The sequence below is a fragment of the Acinetobacter sp. WCHAc060042 genome (assembly GCF_003231195.1).
GTDB lineage: Bacteria > Pseudomonadota > Gammaproteobacteria > Pseudomonadales > Moraxellaceae > Acinetobacter.
In genome coordinates this window covers 42673-62761 of sequence record NZ_QKVN01000010.1, presented here as the reverse complement: position 1 = coordinate 62761, position 20089 = coordinate 42673, and the positions used below count along the sequence as shown (strand labels likewise).

Below are 20089 nucleotides of genomic sequence, written 5' to 3'. Positions count from 1 at the left end.
TATAAAAAAGGACGCCGAAGCGCCCTTTTCATTTTCATTCACTTATTCTTCATTTGGTGTATTCAAATCACTTGAATTCTCAGGTACTTCTAGATTTGTGTCATCAGCCACCGTTTCTTCAACAGTATCTAAAGACTCGTCTAAAATTTCCTCTTCATCTTCAACTGCTTCAATCGCCTCAACACCCACCAAGGTTTCATTTTCACCTAAACGAATGAGACGAACACCTTGAGCGTTACGACCAGTCTGCGCAACTTCAGAAGCACGGGTACGTACTAAAGTGCCACCATCAGAAATCAGCATCAATTCTTTGGTTTCATCAATCGCTACTGCACCCACAAGCTCGCCATTACGCTCAGAGGTCTTAATGGCGATTACGCCCTTACCACCACGTTTCTTGGTTGGGAAATCATCTACTGGTGTACGTTTACCATAGCCATTGGCAGAAGCACATAAAACTTCTCCAGTTTCAGGCACAACCACTAATGAAACAATACGACTAATAAAGTTTGCATCTGAATCATCTTCTTCCGAATCAGACTCTTCCACTTCATCCGCTTGAGCAGAACCAATGGTCACTCGCATACCACGGACACCTTTAGCAGAACGCCCCATTGCACGAACATCAGTTTCAGCAAAACGGATAGCTTTACCTTCGTTCGAGAACAACATGATTTGTTGCTCGCCATCGGTAATAGCTACACCAATTAAAGTATCTTCTTCATTGAGCTCAATTGCGCGTAAACCATTTGAACGAACATTACTAAACTGTTCAAGTTCAACACGTTTTACTGTACCAGATGCCGTTGCCATAAATACAAAGAAATTCTTACGCATTTTCTCTGCTAGATCAGCAAATTCCACCAACGTTTCATTGTCCAAATCCGATGTTGAAAGCTCAACACCTAACTCTTTCAATTGCTTACGCAGTGCATCAGATAGTTCATCCGCATCTTCTGCCAATTCATCAAATGACGCTTTCAGTGCTTCATAGTGCGCTTCAAAAACACTGTTTTCACGTAATGTCGCCACATTGCTACGAACAAAGTTTTTAAAGTCAGCTAAGCGCTCTTTAAATTTCTTCGGTGCATCAATCACAGGAAGAATCGCTGTAATCGTTTCATCTGCATCCAATGGAAGTAAGTTCACCATTGGGCGACCTTTTGAACCACGTGACGCTTGTGGCACCTCAAACACTTTCAGACGGTAAACTTTACCTACATCGGTGAAACACAGCACAGTTGCGTGGTTCGATGTCACAATCAGGTGTTGAATGTAATCATCTTCCTTCATTGATGTCGCAGACTTACCACGACCACCACGACGCTGCGCAGCATAATCTGACAGCGGTTGAGTTTTTGCATAACCTGTTTTAGAAACAGTCAATACGACTTGTTCCTCAGGGATTAAATCTTCACGAGAGAAGTCAATACGCGACTCAACAATTGCGGTACGACGCGCATCGCCATATTGTTGCAAAATTAAAGCTAACTCTTCTTTAATCACGCCCATCAATAAATTAAAGTCATTGAGAATCGCTGTAAGTTCAGCAATCTGACCTAAAATTTCAGTATATTCAGCTTGTAACTTGTCTTGTTCTAAACCAGTTAAACGGTGTAAACGAAGTTCAAGAATCGCACCCACTTGTGCAGGTGACAAACGATAAATCTGGCCGTCCAAACCAAACGGACGACTTGGATCCTCACCTTCAATTTCATCTGGACGTACAGAAACTGAACCTGCTTTTTCAAGCAATGCAATTACATTGCCTGCTGCCCATTCACCTGCTTGCAAACGCTCACGTGCTTCAGATGGATTTGCTGATGTCTTGATGGTTTCGATGATTGCATCAATATTTGCAAGTGCAACAGTCAAACCTTCTAAGATATGACCACGTTCACGTGCTTTGCGTAACTCATACATCGTACGACGTGTCACCACTTCTTGGCGATGACGAATAAATGCCGCAACAATGTCTTTCAAATTCATTAACTTTGGCTGACCATTATCTAGGCAGACCATGTTAATGCTGAATGAGTTTTCAAGCTGTGTATTTTGGAACAGATTATTCACCACAACTTCAGCGTTTTCACCACGCTTCAAGTCAATGGCAATACGCATACCCTCTTTATCAGATTCGTCACGTAGCTCTGAAATACCTTCAAGTTTTTTCTCTTTTACCAGTTCAGCAATACGCTCAATGGTTTTCGCTTTGTTGACTTGATACGGAATCTCGGTAAACACGATCGTGGTACGACCTGTTTTTGGGTCTTCCTCAAAATGGTATTTACCACGAATGTGCAAACGACCTTTACCCGTACGGTAAGCATCTACAATACCCGCTTTACCGTAAATAATGCCACCTGTAGGAAAATCTGGGCCCGAAATATATTCCATCAACCCTTCGATTGAAATATTTGGGTTTTCAGCATAAGCCAAACAAGCGTTCACCACTTCAGTCATGTTGTGTGGCGCCATATTGGTCGCCATACCCACAGCAATACCTGTCGTCCCATTAATTAATAAATTTGGAATACGCGTCGGCATGACTTGAGGAATACGCTCAGAACCGTCGTAGTTGTCTTCCCAATCCACCGTATCTTTTTCAAGATCGGCCAAGATTTCATGAGTCAACTTCCGCATACGCACTTCGGTATAACGCATCGCAGCTGCGCTATCACCATCGACCGAACCAAAGTTCCCCTGACCATCAACTAATTGATAACGCAAGCTAAAGTCTTGAGCCATACGAACGATGGTTTCATACACAGCAGAATCACCATGCGGGTGATATTTACCGATTACATCACCAACCACACGGGCAGACTTTTTATAAGCTTTGTTGTAGTCATTGCCCAATTCGTGCATTGCATAAAGCACACGACGATGAACAGGCTTTAGACCATCTCGAACATCGGGCAAAGCACGAGAAACAATCACGCTCATTGCATAGTCAAGATACGAGTTCTTGAGTTCATCCTCAATCGCAATCGGTCTGATTTCCGATACGCTCATGCATACTCCTTATTCTACAAACGTAAAGCCGCTTGCATTTATATGTCGTAAAACTTGCAAAATTATTAATTCAAAAGACTGAACTAAAAACTAAAATATAGCCGTAAATTATAGCATAAATACTCTGATTTTTGTGTCGCTTAGTCGTCGTTAATCTCGTTAATTTTCTTTAATTTAGGGGTTATTTTTTACACATGTATAGGATCTCATTTTCACGCTTACCTCTATTGTCTTTTGGCATCATATAAAAAGTAAAAAAGCCCTCATTTTTGAGGGCTTTAGATCATACATGTTGATAAAAGCTATTATTTTAATACTTGCTTATCTTGCTGCATAATATTGAAAGCCATCATAAATAGACCAATAATCAAAGGAAACTCATACAGCTCTTCCATGAGGTCTTTATAAGCAACATAATGTAAGAAGATCCCACCATAAATACGACTATGCTCAATCCCATCTGAAATAATTAGCCCCATTAGAGTCATTAACATAGCCCATGCTGGAATAGCCACATGCTTCATTTTAAACGCAATCTCTTTTCGTAACGGCTTTGCAAACAACATAAACACAACAGAGCCGATTAGAATAATCGAGATACCTCGAAAATACATTTTAGGCACGTCTGGAAAGTAATCACGCCCCCAACTAATACTACGACCGAATAAAAGTAACCACCACAGCACAGACCATAGCCAAAAGTATTTTTTAGTCTCAGGCAGTTTCATCGGTTGCATATAGAAATAACTAATTGCTGCAAACGTCAACAAGAGTATAGCCTGAATATTTTCTACAGCACGAACAACGGCACCACCAATGAGTGGAAACTGAAAGTCTGCGAGAAAGGGAAAAAGTAAACACAAAAGAGTGATGATCAGAACAGACCAAGACACCCGAGTATCAATGAGCAAAACAGTGACCCCAAACTTAACAAAAGAGTTTTTGTATAAGTTAAGCTTAAAAATAGATGGCAAATAATATCACAAATACAAAAATGAGCTAACACACCAATCTTAAAGAATTCTTAATTTTGATCACATTTTACAAAATACAATGGTTTAAAACGACAAACTTAAATGAGGGACATCAGATCTTTTCACCTGAAAAAATACAACTCAATCCATAAAATGACAAATAGAAAATGCCCCTGTGAATGCAGTTAAATTTTAGTTTAACTGCCTACACAGGGGCACTTTTTTGAAACGGTTATTCGTGATTAGATTTTAGAAACCAACTCAGGAACAACGGTATTCAAATCACCTACCAACCAGTAATCTGCTACTGCATTGATTGGTGCTTCTTCATCTTTGTTGATCGCAACGATCACTTTAGAATCTTTCATACCTGCCAAGTGCTGAATCGCACCAGAGATACCTACAGCGATATACAGATCAGGTGCAACAATTTTACCTGTTTGACCCACTTGCATGTCGTTTGGAACGAAACCAGCGTCAACCGCAGCACGTGACGCACCTTGAGCAGCGCCCAATTTGTCAGCCAATGGATCAAGAACAGTATGGTAGTTCTCACCTGAACCCACACCACGACCACCTGAAACCACGATACGCGCAGCAGTTAATTCTGGGCGTTCAGATTTCACGATCTCTTCAGCAACAAACTTAGAGATAGCTGCATCTTTTGCATCACTTACAGCTTCAACCGCAGCAGAACCACCTTCAGCAGCGACAGGGTCAAATGCTGTACCACGTACAGTACCAACAATGATTGCTTCATCAGACTGAACTGTTGCAATCGCATTACCTGCGTAGATTGGACGTTTGAACGTGTTTGCAGATTCAACAGCGATGATGTCTGTGATCATGCTCACGTCAAGAAGTGCAGCTACACGTGGAAGAATATTCTTACCTGTTGTAGTTGATGCAGCCAATACGTGTTTGTAACCGCCTTTCGCGATGTCTGCAACCAAAGCAGCAACGTTTTCAGCCAATTGGTTTGCATAAACTGCGTTGTCAGCAAGTAATACCTTACTTACACCCGCAACTTTTGCAGCAGCATCAGCAACTGCTTGTGCGCCAGAACCTGCAACTAATACAGTGATATCACCACCGATTTTTTGAGCTGCAGCAACAACGTTTAAAGTTGCACCATTTAGTGCTTTGTTGTCGTGCTCAGCGATAACTAAAATACTCATGATTTTATCCTTCTGTATTAGATCACTTTCGCTTCATTTTTTAGTTTTTCTACAAGCTCGTCTACAGACTTCACTTGTACACCAGCTTTACGTTCAGCAGGTGCTTCAACTTTAACTGTTTTCAGTTTAGTTGTTGTCGTAACACCAAAATCAGCAGGCGACTTTGTATCAAGCGGTTTTTTACGCGCTTTCATGATGTTTGGAAGAGCTGCATAACGTGGCTCGTTCAAACGTAAGTCAGTCGTGATGATCGCTGGAAGTGCAAGTTCAACAGTTTGTAAACCACCGTCGATTTCACGCGTTACTTGTACTTTGTCGCCATCAACTTTAACTTCAGAAGCAAAAGTACCTTGACCTGCGCCTAGAAGTGCACCAAGCATTTGGCCCACTTGGTTAGAGTCATCATCAATTGCTTGCTTACCAAGAAGAATCAACTGAGGTTGTTCAGCGTCAACAACGCCTTTCAACACTTTCGCAATTTCTAAAGCACCCAGTTGGCTGTCATCAGCTTCAACCAAGATACCGCGGTCTGCACCAAGCGCCATTGCAGAACGAATCTGTTCTTGCGCTTCTTTAGGACCAATAGAAACAACAACGATTTCTGAAACAGTTCCTTTTTCTTTTAAGCGAACCGCTTCTTCCACTGCGATTTCACAGAATGGGTTAATTGACATTTTAACGTTTGTTAAGTCAACACCACTGTTGTCCGGCTTAACGCGAACTTTAACGTTGGCATCAACCACACGTTTTACAGCAACAAGAGCCTTCATGTAATCCTCGGCTGTTTTAGCAAATGTAAATGTTGAGAAAAGTTAGTTTAACTCTTCACTTAAATTTTTTTAGGTGCCCTATCTTGCAATGTGTACGGCATTTCGGTCAAGTCACAATTCATCAAAGAGCTGTAAAAATGCGTAATTTTAGCTGAACGTCGCGTTCATACTTTTTTATACGCAGTTTATTTGCACAAAATCATACATATATTAAGGATTGATTTTTATTATGTTTTTATTTGATTTGTATTATTGGCAGATCTGATTTCTTTTCTGCGAATTTGCTTCAACTACGAGTTATTGACTGTCTGTTCACATCTTTGTCTTGGTGTTGAAATTTGTCATTTAAGATAGAAATGCTTTCAAGTAAATTAAAGTCACACTCTCTGCATTTCCACATCACATCATATAAGCTATTTATGACGCTTTATTGAAAGCGCAATTAAAAAAAAAGCATGTCATTCAGACATGCTTTTGATCTCAGCTTAGTTCACAATGAGCCATGTTGCAGCCAAAGCCAACAAACTTCCAGAAGTGCCATCAATCCATTTTTGTTTACGCGCATCTATTTGAGACTTCTGTGTGATTTTTGCAAAAACAAAGCTCAAACTACAGTACACCACAAAAATCATCGCAATAAACAGCAAAGAAAGGATCAGGCCTTGGCTAACTGTATGACCTGACTTATCTATAAATTGCGGTAAAATTGCAAAGTAAATCAACATTCCCTTAGGGTTTAATAGCGCGGTAAAAAAGCCTTTTTTGATTGGATTACGTTCCACTTGACGTTCCAGTTGCAGTTTTTTGCTACTATACACTGACTTTAATAAACCAAAGGCCAAATACAATAAATAGCCAATTCCTAACCAACGAATAGTTTCAAACAAAACAGGAAACGATACAATAATGGCTGCAATCCCCAAAGCCACTAAAATGGAATGGAGTAAGTAGCCTGTACACACACCAACTGTTGCCATCATGCCTGCTTTTGCATCTTTGCCCATAACTTGAGACAAAATAAATAACATATCTGGCCCAGGTGTAAAAATCAGCGGCAGCACTGTGAGTGCAAAGAGTACATATACAGACATTTCCTTTCCCCTTTCATGTTTTAGAAAGTGAAAATTAGTATGTGCGAAATATTACAAAATTGGCTTTCAATTTATTCTATAATAAAACGTATTTTTCAAATTATATTCTAAGATATGAAACAATCACCAAAGTCTGTGCGTATAAAACTTGATCGTATTGATAAAAATATCATTCGCTATTTGCAAGACAATGGCCGTATTCAAAATAATGACCTAGCCCGTGAAATTGGCCTTTCACCCTCGTCGTGTTTAAGACGTGTCAAACTTTTAGAAGAAGCAGGTGTCATTCAAAACTATACAACTGTGGTCGACCCGCAAAAAATTGGTCTGCAATTGATTCTGTTTTCACGTATTTGGTTGGTGGGACAGGATGCGGAAACCATTGATACTTTTATTGAGGCAATGAAAGAACTCCCTCAAGTTATGGAATGCTACATTATTTTAGGAGAATGCGATGCAATGCTGAAAGTCGTGGTACCTGATTTAGAAAGCTATCGCAAGTTCCAATCGACACATTTAACTAAAAAGAATGGCATTACCAGTGTCAAAACAGACCTGCCTAGCCAAATTATTAAGCAAAGTTTTCAACTCCCGCTTGATGAAATTTGATGACCAGGTCAAAACCTTTTAGCATTGAAACTCAGCGTTTACGCTGAAGATCATGGCATGCAAATGATTTTGATGCGTTTGCAAAGTTAAATGCCGATGCCCAAGTGATAGGATATTTTCCAAGTCCGCTCACGCAAACATTTCAACAATTCATCAATCAAAATGGTTGGGCTTTTGAGCGGTTGAATTGAAGTACAAGCGAAAGTTTATTGGATATACAGGTTTACACATTCAACCTGAACGCTTTGATTTTCACCTTGTATTGAAATCAGTTGACGATTTGATCCAAAGTTTTGGCATCAAGGTTATGCAACTGAAGCGGCACAGGCTTGCTTATTTTTTGCTTTTTCTATTTTAAAATTAAATGAAATCGTTGCCTTTACCGCAGTTCAGAACATAGCTTCTGAAGCCGTGATGAAACGTCTGGCCATGCAATATCGTGGCTATTTTAATCATCCAAAACTCGATCAAAACAGCCCGCTATTTGAGCATACACTCTATAGCATTAAGCCAACTGACTTTCTAAAAAATCACGATGAATATGACTTAAATCAATCAATTCATATTGTTCAAGATTAAAAATTTTCCAGACTTCAAGAAAGTCCTCTTTCAAATCAATGCTATTTGATGGCTGAGTTGTTGCTTGCCACTGTAAGTCAGAAATCCAAAGATAATATTGTCCAGTTTCTGGATTGAACGCCTGAACTTTACCCGCAGCATTAACCCCTTGAACAAATGCATTTTCAGGCAGTACTGGCTCAATATTGGCTAAACTAATTTCAACAAAGTGTTTAACTTGACGTAGTCCATAACCCGCAAAAATATCTTTTTGCGCTGAACTAAGTTGATCATACTTTGCTTGTATATCTGAAATCATCTACTGACCTATATTCACACTTGTCATTTTCAATATAAGCTTAAAGTCACCATTTTTCTGAACAGGGAACAACAAGCCAATCCTATTTTTAAGTTTATACTCTAATTTTTGCTAAATGATTATTCTACAAAAGTTCATAATAGTGTTTTTTCGAGTTAAGCGCAGTCACCAAATGGGTTTATTTCAATGATTACAAAGCAAAAATAATGCCGAATTTTTTTATTAATATTCTGCTTTTTTGTATTACTTTATTCTTAGCTCACTTAAATCAACTTTTGGCTGAAAACATTCAACGAAATATTACCAAACTTTTGTGACTGTATTTTTAAAAAACCAATGCACTAATTTTTAGATTTCTGCTGTGCTCTGGGATGCGTCTGGTCATACACCTGCGCTAGGCGGTCAAAATCAACATGCGTATAAATTTGTGTAGTACTTAAATTACTATGCCCTAACATTTCCTGCACCGCGCGTAAGTCACCACTATTTGACAGCATGTGACTGGCAAAACAGTGCCTGAGTAAGTGCGGATGCAGATCAATATTTACCCCTGCACGCTGTGCTTGAAACTTGACCCGATTTTCAATCTGGCGCATCCCCAAAGGATTGCCCTTTTGTGTAATAAAAACTTGTGCATCAGGAACAAAGTCCCCATTCCACAGTGGATAAATGCTTAGCCATTTCATCACTGCCTCTTTGGCTTTAGAACCAAATGGCACGACTCTAGTTTTATTCCCTTTACCTGTAATACGTAGTAACTGTCGATTGAAATCAATATCTTTAATTCTTAAGCCTTGTACTTCTGCTAGGCGTAATCCACTGGCATAGAGCAACTCAAGCAATGCTTTGTCGCGGTACCACATTTGCTGTTCGACTTCTTTTTCAGGTAAAGCCTGATCCAAAATTTGATTGATGGTTTCAATATCGACCAAGCCCGGTAAAGGACGTGGTTTACGTTTAAGCTGAAAGTCATCGCTAGGATTAAAAGCCAAATATTGCCCTTGCTCAGCCCATTTCATAAATTGACGAATCGCAGACAACATCCGCTGTAAACTGCTAGAACTAAGTTGTTGATGTTCAACTTTTTGTGCCACATATTCACGCAAATCGGTTGCTTCAACATCATTAAGTTGAAGTTTTTTCTGCCCACAGAACAGTAAAAAATCAGACACATCACGCTCATAAGCCTGCAAAGTATGCGCAGACTGGTTTTGTATTTCTCGTTGTTTTAACCACATCGCGAGCAGTTGTATGGGCTCAAAGGTCACAAATCGCCTCTATTGTTCAGTCAAATAAAGAATGCTTATATTTTGCATAGTAACACTGTCTAAGCTTTTTAGATGTGTCTTTCATTTTGCATAAAAAAAGCACTGACGAATCAGTGCTTCTTATGTGAGTCTCAATTAGTTTTGGTAATAACTCAGATCAATACGTCCTTCGTAGACATTTGCGGTTGGACCTGTCATCCAAACCACATTACCGTCACGCCATTCGATATGTAACTTACCACCAGCTAGCTCGATCTCAACTGATGGTGCCAGTAAGCCACGGCGCATACCAGAAACTGCTGCGGCGCATGCCCCTGTACCACATGCAAGTGTTTCGCCTACACCACGCTCGAACACACGCAAACGCGCATGTTTTTCATCAATAATCTGCATAAAACCAGCATTGACACGTTGTGGAAAACGCTCATGTGACTCCACCTGAGGACCAATCCTTGCAACATCAGCTCTAATCACATCAGGAACAATAGTGACTGCATGCGGATTACCCATGTTAACCACATCAATTGTAAGCTGTTCATCATTTGCCAAAGCAATGTCATACAAAGCTTCAGGCGCATCCGCAATAAATGGAATTTCCTGCGGCAAGAATTTTGGATAGCCCATATTTACACGTACCCAGCCATTTTGACCGAGTTCAGGCTCTACAATTCCAGCCTTTGTTTGCACTTTAATCTTGGTCTTTGTAGTGAGCTGACGCTCATGTACAAAACGTGCAAAGCAGCGAACCCCGTTACCACACTGTTCAACTTCAGAACCATCGGCATTAAAAATGCGATATTTGAAGTCAACATTGGGTAAGTCAGGTGGTTCAACAATCAAAAGCTGATCAAACCCGATGCCAAAATGACGGTCAGCCAAACGTTGAATCGTTACCGTATCCAAAAAAGCTCTTTGGCTAATGAGGTCAACCACCATAAAGTCATTGCCTAGACCATGCATTTTGGTAAATTCTAAAAACATCTGCATTATCCTTCAGGCAATAAACGTTCTTTATCCCAAAGTGACTCAATGGTTTCACGCTCACGAATCAAATGCGCTTGATCACCATCCACCATCACCTCAGCAGCTCTGCCACGACTGTTATAGTTTGAGCTCATGGCAAAACCATAGGCTCCAGCACCCAATACAGCAAGCAGGTCATTTTCTTTCAGTGCAAGCATGCGCTCTTTACCTAAGAAGTCACCCGTTTCACAAATCGCACCAACCACATCCCACTCTTGTTCCTCAACATCCGAACGAGGTGTAACGGGCTGAATATCCATCCACGCCTCATACAACGCAGGACGAATCAAGTCATTCATAGCGGCATCAATAATGGCAAAGTTACGATGCACAGTCGGCTTCAATAAATCAACTTTGGTCAGTAACACACCTGCATTTGCAGAAATACTACGTCCTGGCTCCATATACACTTTCAAACCTAATTTTTCTAAAGCAGGCTTCATTGCATTGGCATATTCAAACACAGTTGGTGGGACTTCATCTTTATAAGTCACGCCTAAACCACCACCAATGTCGATATGTTTCAACTGAATGCCCATCGCTTTCAGATGATTGATCATTAAAATCATACGATCTAAGGCATCAACAAAAGGTTGTGTCTCAGTCAACTGTGAACCAATATGGCAGTCAATTCCAATAATCTCTAAATTCGGTAGGGTTGCAGCATAGGCATAGGTTTCAAAGACCGCATCAGACGGAATTCCAAATTTATTTTCTTTCAAGCCTGTTGAAATATAAGGATGCGTTTTCGCATCTACATCTGGATTGACGCGCAGTGAAATCGGTGCTTTTTTGCCGAGCTTGGCTGCAACTTTTTGAATCCGATCCAACTCTGCATAAGACTCGACATTGAAGCATGCAATACCCACTTCTAAGGCTTTTTGAACGTCTGCTTCAGTTTTACCTAAACCCGAAAATACGATTTTAGAAGCATCACCGCCAGCTTTTAGCACTCGAGCCAGTTCCCCACCCGTCACAATGTCAAAACCGGCACCCAGCTTCGCAAGAACATTCAATACTGCAATGTTTGAGTTCGACTTGACCGCAAAGCAAATTTGATGATCAATAAAATCAAAAGCACGATCCATTTCTGTGTAATGCTTTTCAAAAGTGGCCTTTGAATAAACATACAGTGGCGTACCAAATTGCTGCGCAAGCTGTTGCAGTGAGCATTGCTCGGCCTGCAAAACCCCATGATTGCGGGTAAAACTCATGAATGTATCCTTTCTATGAAGCGTTTAAGGGATTAAGGTTGATTGGTTTCAACTAAAGGTGCAGCAAACTCTTGCTTAACGGATGTTGAGTCTTCCTTTTGTGCAACTGGTTTTTCAGCGGCATCTTTATAAAGCAAATATTTTGCCCGTTTGTCGTAGTTTGGATCATTTGGCATATGTAATGCACCAGATTGACCACAACCAATGAATGCAGTACTCATCACCAAGACACTGATGCAGCAAATGACAGAACGCATCTGACCACCTATTTAATATTTTGAAGAAGTATAACCTGATCAAGAGACATGACCAAACCACTAAGCGCTAAAGATTATAGTGTGTGAAAAAAAAACACCAGTTAAAGACTGGTGTTTTTCTCAATCACAGTGATTATTTATTTTTCGGTTTGTAAAAACCAAAATAACCAATAATTAAAATAATGAACCAAATTGGGCTCACCATTAAAGCTTTCATGGTGTCGGCTTCTAAAGACAGCACATAAATCACGCCAATGAAGAAAATAATCACAAACCAACAGGTAAATAAACCGCCTGGTAGTTTAAAGGTTGATTTTGCATGTAATTCTGGACGAGTTTTATAGTAAACAATGTAGCTCCAGATAATCATAATCCAAACACAGATAAACAAAATCGTCGAAAGTGTGGTTGCCAAAGTAAAGGCTTCGACTGTATTTGGAACAAAATATTGAAGCGCCGCACCCAACAATAAACACACTGCGGAAAAATATAGTGCATTTGCAGGAACAGCACGTTTGTTTAAATGACCAAATGCTTTTGGACCTTGCTCTTCACGTGACAAACCAAACAGCATACGTGAAGTAGAAAACACACCACTATTCATAGATGACATGACTGAAGATAACACCACCAAGTTCATGATGATGGCAGCAGCAGCAATCCCCGCTTGACTAAACAAGTTTACAAATGGAGAAACTGTAGGATCAATTCTGTTCCATGGGGTCACAGACATCACAATCACTAAAGCCAATACATAGAAAATGATGATACGAATTGGAATCGAGTTGACTGCTTTAGGCAAATTCTTTTCAGGATCTTTGGTTTCAGCAGCGGTCGTACCTACCAATTCCACCCCAACAAAGGCAAAAATAGCGATTTGGAAACCAGCAAGGAAGCCCGTCACGCCTGTAGGAAAAATCCCACCATGTGACCAAAGATGCGTAAAGGATGCAACTTCACCTGTAGTTGACGTAAATCCGGTGAAGATCATCCACAAACCTACAGCGATGAGCACAACAATTGCAATAATTTTGATCAATGCAAACCAAAATTCAAGCTCACCAAACAACTTCACTGTCACCAAGTTTAAACCCATGATGAAGACAATGGCGGCAATACTGATCATCACCCCTTCACCTGGAGTGAAAGGCAAGCCTCCATTAAAGAACTGCAGGTAATAAATAATGGCTGATAAGTCAGCAATACCAATCGTGATCCAACATAACCAGTATGTCCAGCCGACAAAATAACCTGCCCACGGCCCAATCAAATCCGTTGAAAAGTCAATAAATGACTTATATTTCAGGTTCGATAGCAGTAATTCGCCAAGCGCACGCATGACCAAAAACACCATAAAACCAATAATCATGTAGATGATGAGAATAGACGGCCCAGCAAGGCTAATGGTCTTCCCCGACCCCATAAAGAGACCTGTACCAATTGCACCGCCAATCGCAATGAGTTGTAAATGCCTATTGGACAAACTCCGTTTTAAATCGCCTTGTTCAGAGGTCGATTCTGTATTTTCTAAACTCATTCTTGATGTCATCTTATATATCCAACCGCCAAAATTACCCGAAAAAAACACAAAAATAAAAACAAAATTGCATTAATCTATTTTTTCAACATATTTTGAAAAGTTAATTAATTTTTCTTATATTTCCCTTGGAATGAATCATGCTCCAAGGGCTGTTCAGAAAAAACTCTCAAAATACTTGTCAACAAGTAAATTCCATGCAACAAATAGACCAAGACTAAAAAGACAAGAAATCGTGCAGGATGCATGACAATGGCATATCAATTGCTAAATAAAACTCAAAATTTTTATAAAAATTCAAGTTTTAAAACATAAGAGGATCAAAAGAAAAATGAATACAGAAAATTTACAAACGTTTATGGAAATGATTAGTGGCTGGGTTTGGGGGCCCTACATGCTGGTCCTCATTGTTGGGACAGGTATATTTCTTACCCTTCGTTTATTTTTTTGGCAAATTCGCATGTTGCCTCTAGCCTTTAAACAAGTCTTTGGAAAACATGAAGATGCCAAATCACATACAGGAGACATCTCTCATTTTGCGTCATTGATGACCGCACTATCAGCCACAATTGGCACAGGTAACATTGCAGGTGTGGCAACAGCATGTGTTTTAGGTGGCCCTGGCGCTGTGTTTTGGATGTGGATGACTGCGCTGTTCGGTATGGCCACCAAATATGGTGAAGGTGTACTGGCCGTAAAATACCGCATCAAAAATGAAAAAGGCGAAATGTCGGGTGGTCCAATGTACTACATCGAACGCGGCTTAAAATGGAAATGGTTGGCCCTAATTTTCGCTCTGTTTGGTACATTGGCTTCATTTGGTATTGGTAGTTCCGTACAGTCTAACACCGTTGCACTGGCGATAGAAAACAGCACAGGAGTTGCAACATGGATCACAGGCATCGTCATTACTGTATTTTCTGCATTAGTGATTTTAGGCGGAATTAAGTCTATTTCCAAAGCAGCTTCTTTCATTGTTCCCATCATGGCTATCGGTTATGTCCTCGGCGGTCTGATCATTATCTTTAACCATCTTGAGTTGGTTATGCCTGCACTTGAGCTAATTTTCCGTGATGCCTTTACTGGTGAAGCGGTAGCGGGTGGTGCAATTGGTGCGGTGATTCGTTACGGTGTCGCACGTGGCGTCTTCTCAAATGAAGCAGGTATGGGCTCAGCACCCATTGCCGCTGCTGCTGCAAAAACAGATCACCCTGCACGTCAAGGTTTGGTCTCTATGACAGGTACTTTCATTGACACTATTATTGTTTGTAGTATTACTGGGATTGTATTGGTCATGGGCTTTATCATGGCTGGCAATAGCTTTGGAGGCGAAACAGGCGCAGTTTTAACCACCCATGTTTTCGATAGGTTACTTCCTGGAGTCGGTGGTTGGATCGTGACTTTTGGTATTGTGTTCTTTGCTTATTCGACCATTTTAGGTTGGTGTTACTACGGTGAAAAATGCTGTACTTATTTACTCGGTGAAAAGTATGTCCTCTTGTACCGTCTTATTTACATCGCATCTGTTTTCATTGGCTGTGTTGCATCGCTTGATCTCGTGTGGTTATTTGCCGATACCTTTAATGGTTTGATGGCGGTTCCAAACTTAATTGCATTGTTATTACTCTCAACTGTCATTGTGAAAGAATCCCGTGACTTTGTGGCAAAAAGAAAATCAGGTGAGTTGTACTAAACCTATTCCAAAATTTCATTTTAAGTCTATACGTCAAAGTCACCTTCGGGTGGCTTTTTGATTTTGAGCATTCATTTCAAATCCAATCCTCTGTATGCTGTGAAGCAGTCTAATCTTCAAATAGTGCACCCAATCGAGCATGGCAAAAGTAAAAAGTGTATATCGTTGCGAACAATGTGGCGCAGATCACCCAAAATGGGCAGGCCAATGTTCAGAATGTGGTGAATGGAACAGCTTAAATGAAGTCAGTATTGCCCCTGCTGTCAGCCATCGCGCACAGCCTAAAATGGGCGGGGGGTATGCAGGTCAAGCTGCAGCAATTACCACATTAAACCAAATTTCAGTTTCGCATGAAACACGCCTAGCAACAGGGATAGGCGAATTTGATCGGGTGTTAGGGGGGGGCTTGGTTACAGGTTCTGTCGTCCTGATCGGGGGGGATCCTGGGATTGGTAAATCGACCATTTTACTGCAAACAGCGACCCATATGGCGGCAGCCAATAGCGCAGCATTGTATGTCACAGGTGAAGAATCACTCTCTCAAGTTGCTTTACGTGCAAGCCGCCTCGACCTACCAACAGATAAACTCAAAGTTATGGCAGAAACCTGTGTTGAGCGTATTTGTGAAGTACTCGCACATGAGCGCCCTGCTGTGGCTATTTTGGATTCGATCCAAACGCTTTACACCGAGACGCTCCAATCCGCACCGGGTGGTGTATCTCAAATTCGAGAATCTGCAGCCTTACTGACACGTTTTGCTAAAAATAGTGGAACCGCACTGTTTATTGTGGGGCATGTAACCAAAGAAGGTTCACTGGCTGGCCCTCGCGTACTTGAGCATATGGTGGACTGCGTGTTGTATTTTGAGGGCCAATCCGACTCCCGTTACCGAATGATTCGTGCCGTTAAAAACCGTTTTGGTGCAGTCAATGAACTCGGTGTTTTTGGCATGACAGATAAAGGCTTAAGAGAAGTAGCGAATCCATCGGCAATTTTTTTAAGCCGTTATGATGAGGCGATTCCCGGTTCAATCGTGATGATTAGCCGTGAAGGTACTCGCCCACTCTTGGTCGAAGTGCAAGCTTTGGTGGATGATGCGCATGGTCAACCACGTCGGGTCGCTTTAGGCTTAGAACAAAACCGTTTAAATATGCTTTTGGCAGTCATGCATCGTCATGGTGGCGTGCAAACATCTGGACAAGATGTTTACGTGAACGTGGTTGGAGGGTTAAAGATCACCGAAACAGGCTCTGATTTAGCCGTCTTATTGGCCTGTGCCTCTAGTCTTCGAGCGAAAGCCTTGCCACAACAGTTAGCTGTTTTTGGTGAAGTCGGACTCTCAGGTGAAATTCGCCCTGTTCCTAATGGTCAAGAACGTTTAAAAGAAGCCATTAAACATGGATTTAAGTACATTATTCTGCCTCGTGGTAATGCACCACAAAAAGATATTGCAGGTGTTACCGTCATTTCAGTTGCACGCTTACATGAAGCTTTAACCGAAGCAATGAGCTTAAGTGATGAACTCAACTAAAATATACACGTTTTTTATTGAAATTTAGGATAAAAGACTGCATAAAGGTAGAGTCAATATTTATTTTTTATAGAGTAGGAAAATTTGATGGAAGTTCGACAGCGTGGCTTGATTGCTGGTTTATTAACAGCGGCTCTTTTAGTTGCACCTTTAGCTGCAGAAGCTAAACGTGCAGGTGGTGGTAAAAGCCACGGCATGAGCCGTCAAGCTGCACCAACTCAGTCTTATCAACAACCTCGTCAAGCAACTCCAGCTCAACAACCTACTGCGCCTGCAACGGCTCCAGCTAAATCTGGCCCAGGCGTAGGGGGTATGGTTGCAGCAGGTGTGGCGGGTGCTGCAATTGGTGCTGTTGCTGCAAATGCATTGGCAGATGACAATTCTGCTTCTCAAGCGCAAGCACAGGAAGAAAAAGGCGGCATTCCAAGTTGGATTTGGATTTTACTTGCCGCTGCTGTTGCTTTCTTCATTTTCCGTAAAATGGGAGCAAAAAAAAAAGTAGCGGCTAATCCTTATGCGCCAAACAGTGGTTCTAATCAATCACCGTTTGGCCAACAAGCTGCACCACGTACATCTAACGACAGTACCAACATCTTTGGTCAATCCGTAGGTGGCTCAACTGCTGCTCCGCAGAACAATGCACCTTTTGGCGCAGCATATACCAACAGTGGCAGTCAGCTTCCTGATGGTACAGAGCCCGCTGCGTTCTTACGTATCGCGCGTCAACGTTTTAACCATATTCAATCTATGAATACAGCAAGTAACATTTCTGAGATTCAGCGTTATTTAACACCAGATCTTTATCAGTCTATGTATCAAGATATCATGGCAAATCAAGATCAAGATGTAGCTGAATTTTCAAACCTGAATGCGATGGTTGCAGATTCTGCAACTAAAAATGGTCAATACGTAGTAAGTGTACGTTTTACGGGTACAGTAAGTGAAGATCTTAACAGCTTACCTCAGCCGTTTACTGAAGTTTGGCATTTTGTAAAACCTGCGGGTTCTAGCCAAGACTGGTTAGTTGCAGGTATCCAACAAGAAGCTTAATTTTTAAATAAAAAAATAGCGACTTCGGTCGCTATTTTTTTACGCATCGTATCTCTAAAACAGGCTTGTCGATTCAAAACACCCTCCAACTTCACTTATATAAAACACCTCATAAATAGCAATTCTTCAGAGACTGTTCTATCTAAAAATCGAGCCATAATTGCCTATAACGGAAACCATCCGCTGTACTAACAAACTGAATTCGATGAAGAATATATTTAGAAAAGGCATCTGTAACCTAAATATCTCCAAACTGTAACGTAGCTCAAGACACACAAAGGGATTCGTTTATACTCAAATATAGTTTTAGCCTTACCGTATGGCGAAGATGATTCATCATCATGATAAGTTGTTAAAATTTCAGCTAAATCCAATAAAGCTAATGATAAATTGCATGAAAATTCGATAAGTCTCCACCCAGACAATTTTTCAAAGAACTTGAATTAATATTTCAGTCAACTGCAAGTAAATAGACTGCTCTGTCTGTCACAGGCTCGTATAGATTTCACTATAAATTGCAGAAAGTATCCAAAGCATCTCGATCTTGTTAAGGACAACTCATACAAAATGACATAAAAAGTCAGTAAGTGTCTTCGATTCCTTAACTCTAAATAACCAAATGATTCTTAAGCCCAGAACCTATACCCACCCGCAACTTTAATTACATTGATTCATAGCATCCATAAAAAATGCCTCTGAGTACAGAGGCATTCTAGTTTTATGATTTACAGTATTATTCTGGTAAGGGGATAAACTGTGAATCTTGACTTTGCTCTTTTCTTTCCCCCACGACCACAGCAACATTCATTGGTTTTCCATCACGCTCAATCGAGATTTGAATGGTGCTATTGGGAGCTTGTAACGCAACAAAGTTAATTAAATGTGAAGTTGAAGTAATCACCTCTTCATTTACTTTAATAATTTTATCGCCTTTCTTTAAACCAGCATTTGCAGCTGGGCCATTTTTCAATACGTCCGCTACAACCACACCTGGTCCTTTCGGCTCTAAAATATTCACTTGCTCGACAGGAAGTAAGCTAATACCTAACCAGCCACGAACAACACGACCATCTTTGAGAATAGAATTTAGTACCTGTTGACAAATTTTTGCAGGAATCGCAAAACCAATGCCTAAAGAACCGCCAGATTGCGAGAAAATTGCGGTATTGACCCCGATTAAATTCCCTGCAACATCAATCAGCGCGCCACCTGAGTTACCTGGGTTAATCGCAGCATCGGTTTGAATGAAATCTTCATAGGTATTAATGCCTAAATCAGAACGCCCAGTTGCCGACACAATCCCCTGAGTTACTGTTTGACCCACACCAAAGGGATTACCAATCGCCAATACAACATCACCGACTTCATTACCACTCAACTTAAACGGTAAGACAGGCAAATCGGATAGTTCTATTTTAATCACAGCCAAATCCGTATCAGGATCTGTACCAATCACCTTTGCCACTGCACGGCGGCCATCATTCAGTGCGACCACAATTTGATCTGCTTGAGCAATCACATGGTTATTTGTCAAAATATAACCATCTGGGCGAACAATTACTCCAGACCCCAAACTGTTTTCATTTTTATTTTGACTAAACTGATCTGGAATTTGATTACCAAAAAACTCACGGAATGCAGGATCATTAAGTAGAGGATGATCGAGTTGTTTAACTTTCTGTGTAGTAAAAATATTCACCACTGCTGGCGCAGCCACTTTTACCGCAGCACTATAAGAAACCACCCCACCGGTACGCGTCGTATTAATTAAAGGTTCGACCTTTTCAGCAGGCATTTTGATACCGTCCGAAGCTACAGGCGCTTTTGGTTTTTGATACTGCTGCCACGCAAAAAATCCAGCAATGACTAAAATGAGTAATACCCAAGGTAACCAGGAAAAAGTCCTGCGCACGATTTCACCCTCTAAAATGTTTTAATTCATTGATGACTAAGTAATTTATGCCTATTGTAAAGCGAAATTCAACCTCTAGCACAAAAATAA

General features: G+C 40.8%; 16 protein-coding genes and 1 pseudogene. 5 read left to right on the top strand and 12 right to left on the bottom strand.

Translation table 11 applies throughout. The annotated features are described in order from the left end of the window. Positions 1-42 precede the first annotated feature (42 nt). The 5 genes from gyrA to DPG01_RS06180 all read right to left on the bottom strand — a co-directional run bounded on the left by gyrA (position 43) and on the right by DPG01_RS06180 (position 7028). Complete coding sequence (gyrA, locus tag DPG01_RS06200; protein ID WP_110974508.1) at positions 43-3015, bottom strand: DNA gyrase subunit A; 2973 nt, start codon at positions 3013-3015, stop codon at positions 43-45. A gap of 305 nt (positions 3016-3320) precedes the next feature. Beyond that, positions 3321-3926, bottom strand: coding sequence for a hypothetical protein (locus tag DPG01_RS06195; protein WP_086208246.1), 606 nt, complete (start codon positions 3924-3926; stop codon positions 3321-3323). A 305-nt stretch (positions 3927-4231) separates the two neighbouring features. Further along, positions 4232-5167, bottom strand: a complete 936-nt coding sequence (locus DPG01_RS06190) for an FAD-binding protein (RefSeq protein WP_086207985.1) — start codon at positions 5165-5167, stop codon at positions 4232-4234. A 17-nt stretch (positions 5168-5184) separates the two neighbouring features. Further along, positions 5185-5937, bottom strand: a complete 753-nt coding sequence (locus DPG01_RS06185) for an electron transfer flavoprotein subunit beta/FixA family protein (RefSeq protein ID WP_110974507.1) — start codon at positions 5935-5937, stop codon at positions 5185-5187. 485 nt (positions 5938-6422) lie between these two features. Continuing rightward, complete coding sequence (locus DPG01_RS06180; protein WP_110974506.1) at positions 6423-7028, bottom strand: LysE family translocator; 606 nt, start codon at positions 7026-7028, stop codon at positions 6423-6425. A gap of 114 nt (positions 7029-7142) precedes the next feature. Between DPG01_RS06180 and DPG01_RS06175 the strand changes: the two genes are divergently transcribed. Both DPG01_RS06175 and DPG01_RS06170 read left to right on the top strand, forming a co-directional pair. After that, positions 7143-7637, top strand: coding sequence for an Lrp/AsnC family transcriptional regulator (locus DPG01_RS06175; protein ID WP_086207988.1), 495 nt, complete (start codon positions 7143-7145; stop codon positions 7635-7637). Further along, positions 7637-8216, top strand: a pseudogene (locus DPG01_RS06170) (GNAT family N-acetyltransferase). Before DPG01_RS06175 ends, DPG01_RS06170 begins: the two are co-directional and overlap by 1 nt. Here the strand turns inward: DPG01_RS06170 and DPG01_RS06165 are convergent. The 6 genes from DPG01_RS06165 to DPG01_RS06140 form a co-directional block, all read right to left on the bottom strand. Further along, positions 8143-8514: a hypothetical protein gene (locus tag DPG01_RS06165; protein ID WP_086207989.1), complete on the bottom strand. Its 372-nt coding sequence runs from the start codon at positions 8512-8514 to the stop codon at positions 8143-8145. The pseudogene DPG01_RS06170 and the gene DPG01_RS06165 overlap by 74 nt on opposite strands. Positions 8515-8855: 341 nt before the next feature. Then, entirely contained in the window at positions 8856-9752 is an 897-nt protein-coding gene (locus DPG01_RS06160; protein ID WP_110974505.1) for a tyrosine recombinase XerC, read from the bottom strand. 165 nt (positions 9753-9917) lie between these two features. Further along, positions 9918-10763, bottom strand: a complete 846-nt coding sequence (gene dapF, locus DPG01_RS06155; protein WP_110974504.1) for a diaminopimelate epimerase — start codon at positions 10761-10763, stop codon at positions 9918-9920. A 5-nt stretch (positions 10764-10768) separates the two neighbouring features. After that, a complete protein-coding gene (lysA, locus tag DPG01_RS06150; protein WP_110974503.1) occupies positions 10769-12019 on the bottom strand; it encodes a diaminopimelate decarboxylase in 1251 nt (416 codons plus the stop codon). Between the two features lie 32 nt (positions 12020-12051). Beyond that, a complete protein-coding gene (gene lptM, locus DPG01_RS06145; RefSeq protein ID WP_086207992.1) occupies positions 12052-12276 on the bottom strand; it encodes an LPS translocon maturation chaperone LptM in 225 nt (74 codons plus the stop codon). A 133-nt stretch (positions 12277-12409) separates the two neighbouring features. Next, entirely contained in the window at positions 12410-13813 is a 1404-nt protein-coding gene (locus tag DPG01_RS06140) for an amino acid permease (RefSeq protein WP_110974502.1), read from the bottom strand. A 331-nt stretch (positions 13814-14144) separates the two neighbouring features. On the opposite strand from DPG01_RS06140, the gene DPG01_RS06135 reads away from it, so the two are divergent. The 3 genes from DPG01_RS06135 to DPG01_RS06125 all read left to right on the top strand — a co-directional run bounded on the left by DPG01_RS06135 (position 14145) and on the right by DPG01_RS06125 (position 18087). Further along, positions 14145-15506, top strand: coding sequence for an alanine/glycine:cation symporter family protein (locus DPG01_RS06135; RefSeq protein WP_110974501.1), 1362 nt, complete (start codon positions 14145-14147; stop codon positions 15504-15506). 139 nt (positions 15507-15645) lie between these two features. Next, complete coding sequence (radA, locus tag DPG01_RS06130) at positions 15646-17037, top strand: DNA repair protein RadA (protein WP_086207995.1); 1392 nt, start codon at positions 15646-15648, stop codon at positions 17035-17037. Positions 17038-17124: 87 nt separating this feature from the next. After that, positions 17125-18087 (top strand): Tim44 domain-containing protein, encoded by a 963-nt coding sequence (locus tag DPG01_RS06125; RefSeq protein ID WP_110974500.1) that lies wholly within the window; start codon positions 17125-17127, stop codon positions 18085-18087. Between the two features lie 733 nt (positions 18088-18820). Here the strand turns inward: DPG01_RS06125 and DPG01_RS06120 are convergent. Then, positions 18821-19999: a S1C family serine protease gene (locus DPG01_RS06120; protein WP_086207997.1), complete on the bottom strand. Its 1179-nt coding sequence runs from the start codon at positions 19997-19999 to the stop codon at positions 18821-18823. Positions 20000-20089: the final 90 nt, after the last annotated feature.

What these genes read in the sequence shown, in the direction of transcription:
- radA (WP_086207995.1), top strand. Translation starts at nt 15,646, where the DNA reads ATGGCAAAAGTAAAAAGTGTATATCGTTGCGAACAATGTGGCGCAGAT.
- DPG01_RS06160 (WP_110974505.1), bottom strand. Translation starts at nt 9,752, where the DNA reads ATGTGGTTAAAACAACGAGAAATACAAAACCAGTCTGCGCATACTTTG.
- lysA (WP_110974503.1), bottom strand. Translation starts at nt 12,019, where the DNA reads ATGAGTTTTACCCGCAATCATGGGGTTTTGCAGGCCGAGCAATGCTCA.
- DPG01_RS06175 (WP_086207988.1), top strand. Translation starts at nt 7,143, where the DNA reads ATGAAACAATCACCAAAGTCTGTGCGTATAAAACTTGATCGTATTGAT.
- DPG01_RS06185 (WP_110974507.1), bottom strand. Translation starts at nt 5,937, where the DNA reads ATGAAGGCTCTTGTTGCTGTAAAACGTGTGGTTGATGCCAACGTTAAA.
- DPG01_RS06180 (WP_110974506.1), bottom strand. Translation starts at nt 7,028, where the DNA reads ATGTCTGTATATGTACTCTTTGCACTCACAGTGCTGCCGCTGATTTTT.
- gyrA (WP_110974508.1), bottom strand. Translation starts at nt 3,015, where the DNA reads ATGAGCGTATCGGAAATCAGACCGATTGCGATTGAGGATGAACTCAAG.
- DPG01_RS06165 (WP_086207989.1), bottom strand. Translation starts at nt 8,514, where the DNA reads ATGATTTCAGATATACAAGCAAAGTATGATCAACTTAGTTCAGCGCAA.
- lptM (WP_086207992.1), bottom strand. Translation starts at nt 12,276, where the DNA reads ATGCGTTCTGTCATTTGCTGCATCAGTGTCTTGGTGATGAGTACTGCA.
- DPG01_RS06190 (WP_086207985.1), bottom strand. Translation starts at nt 5,167, where the DNA reads ATGAGTATTTTAGTTATCGCTGAGCACGACAACAAAGCACTAAATGGT.
- DPG01_RS06140 (WP_110974502.1), bottom strand. Translation starts at nt 13,813, where the DNA reads ATGAGTTTAGAAAATACAGAATCGACCTCTGAACAAGGCGATTTAAAA.
- DPG01_RS06125 (WP_110974500.1), top strand. Translation starts at nt 17,125, where the DNA reads ATGGAAGTTCGACAGCGTGGCTTGATTGCTGGTTTATTAACAGCGGCT.
- DPG01_RS06135 (WP_110974501.1), top strand. Translation starts at nt 14,145, where the DNA reads ATGAATACAGAAAATTTACAAACGTTTATGGAAATGATTAGTGGCTGG.
- dapF (WP_110974504.1), bottom strand. Translation starts at nt 10,763, where the DNA reads ATGTTTTTAGAATTTACCAAAATGCATGGTCTAGGCAATGACTTTATG.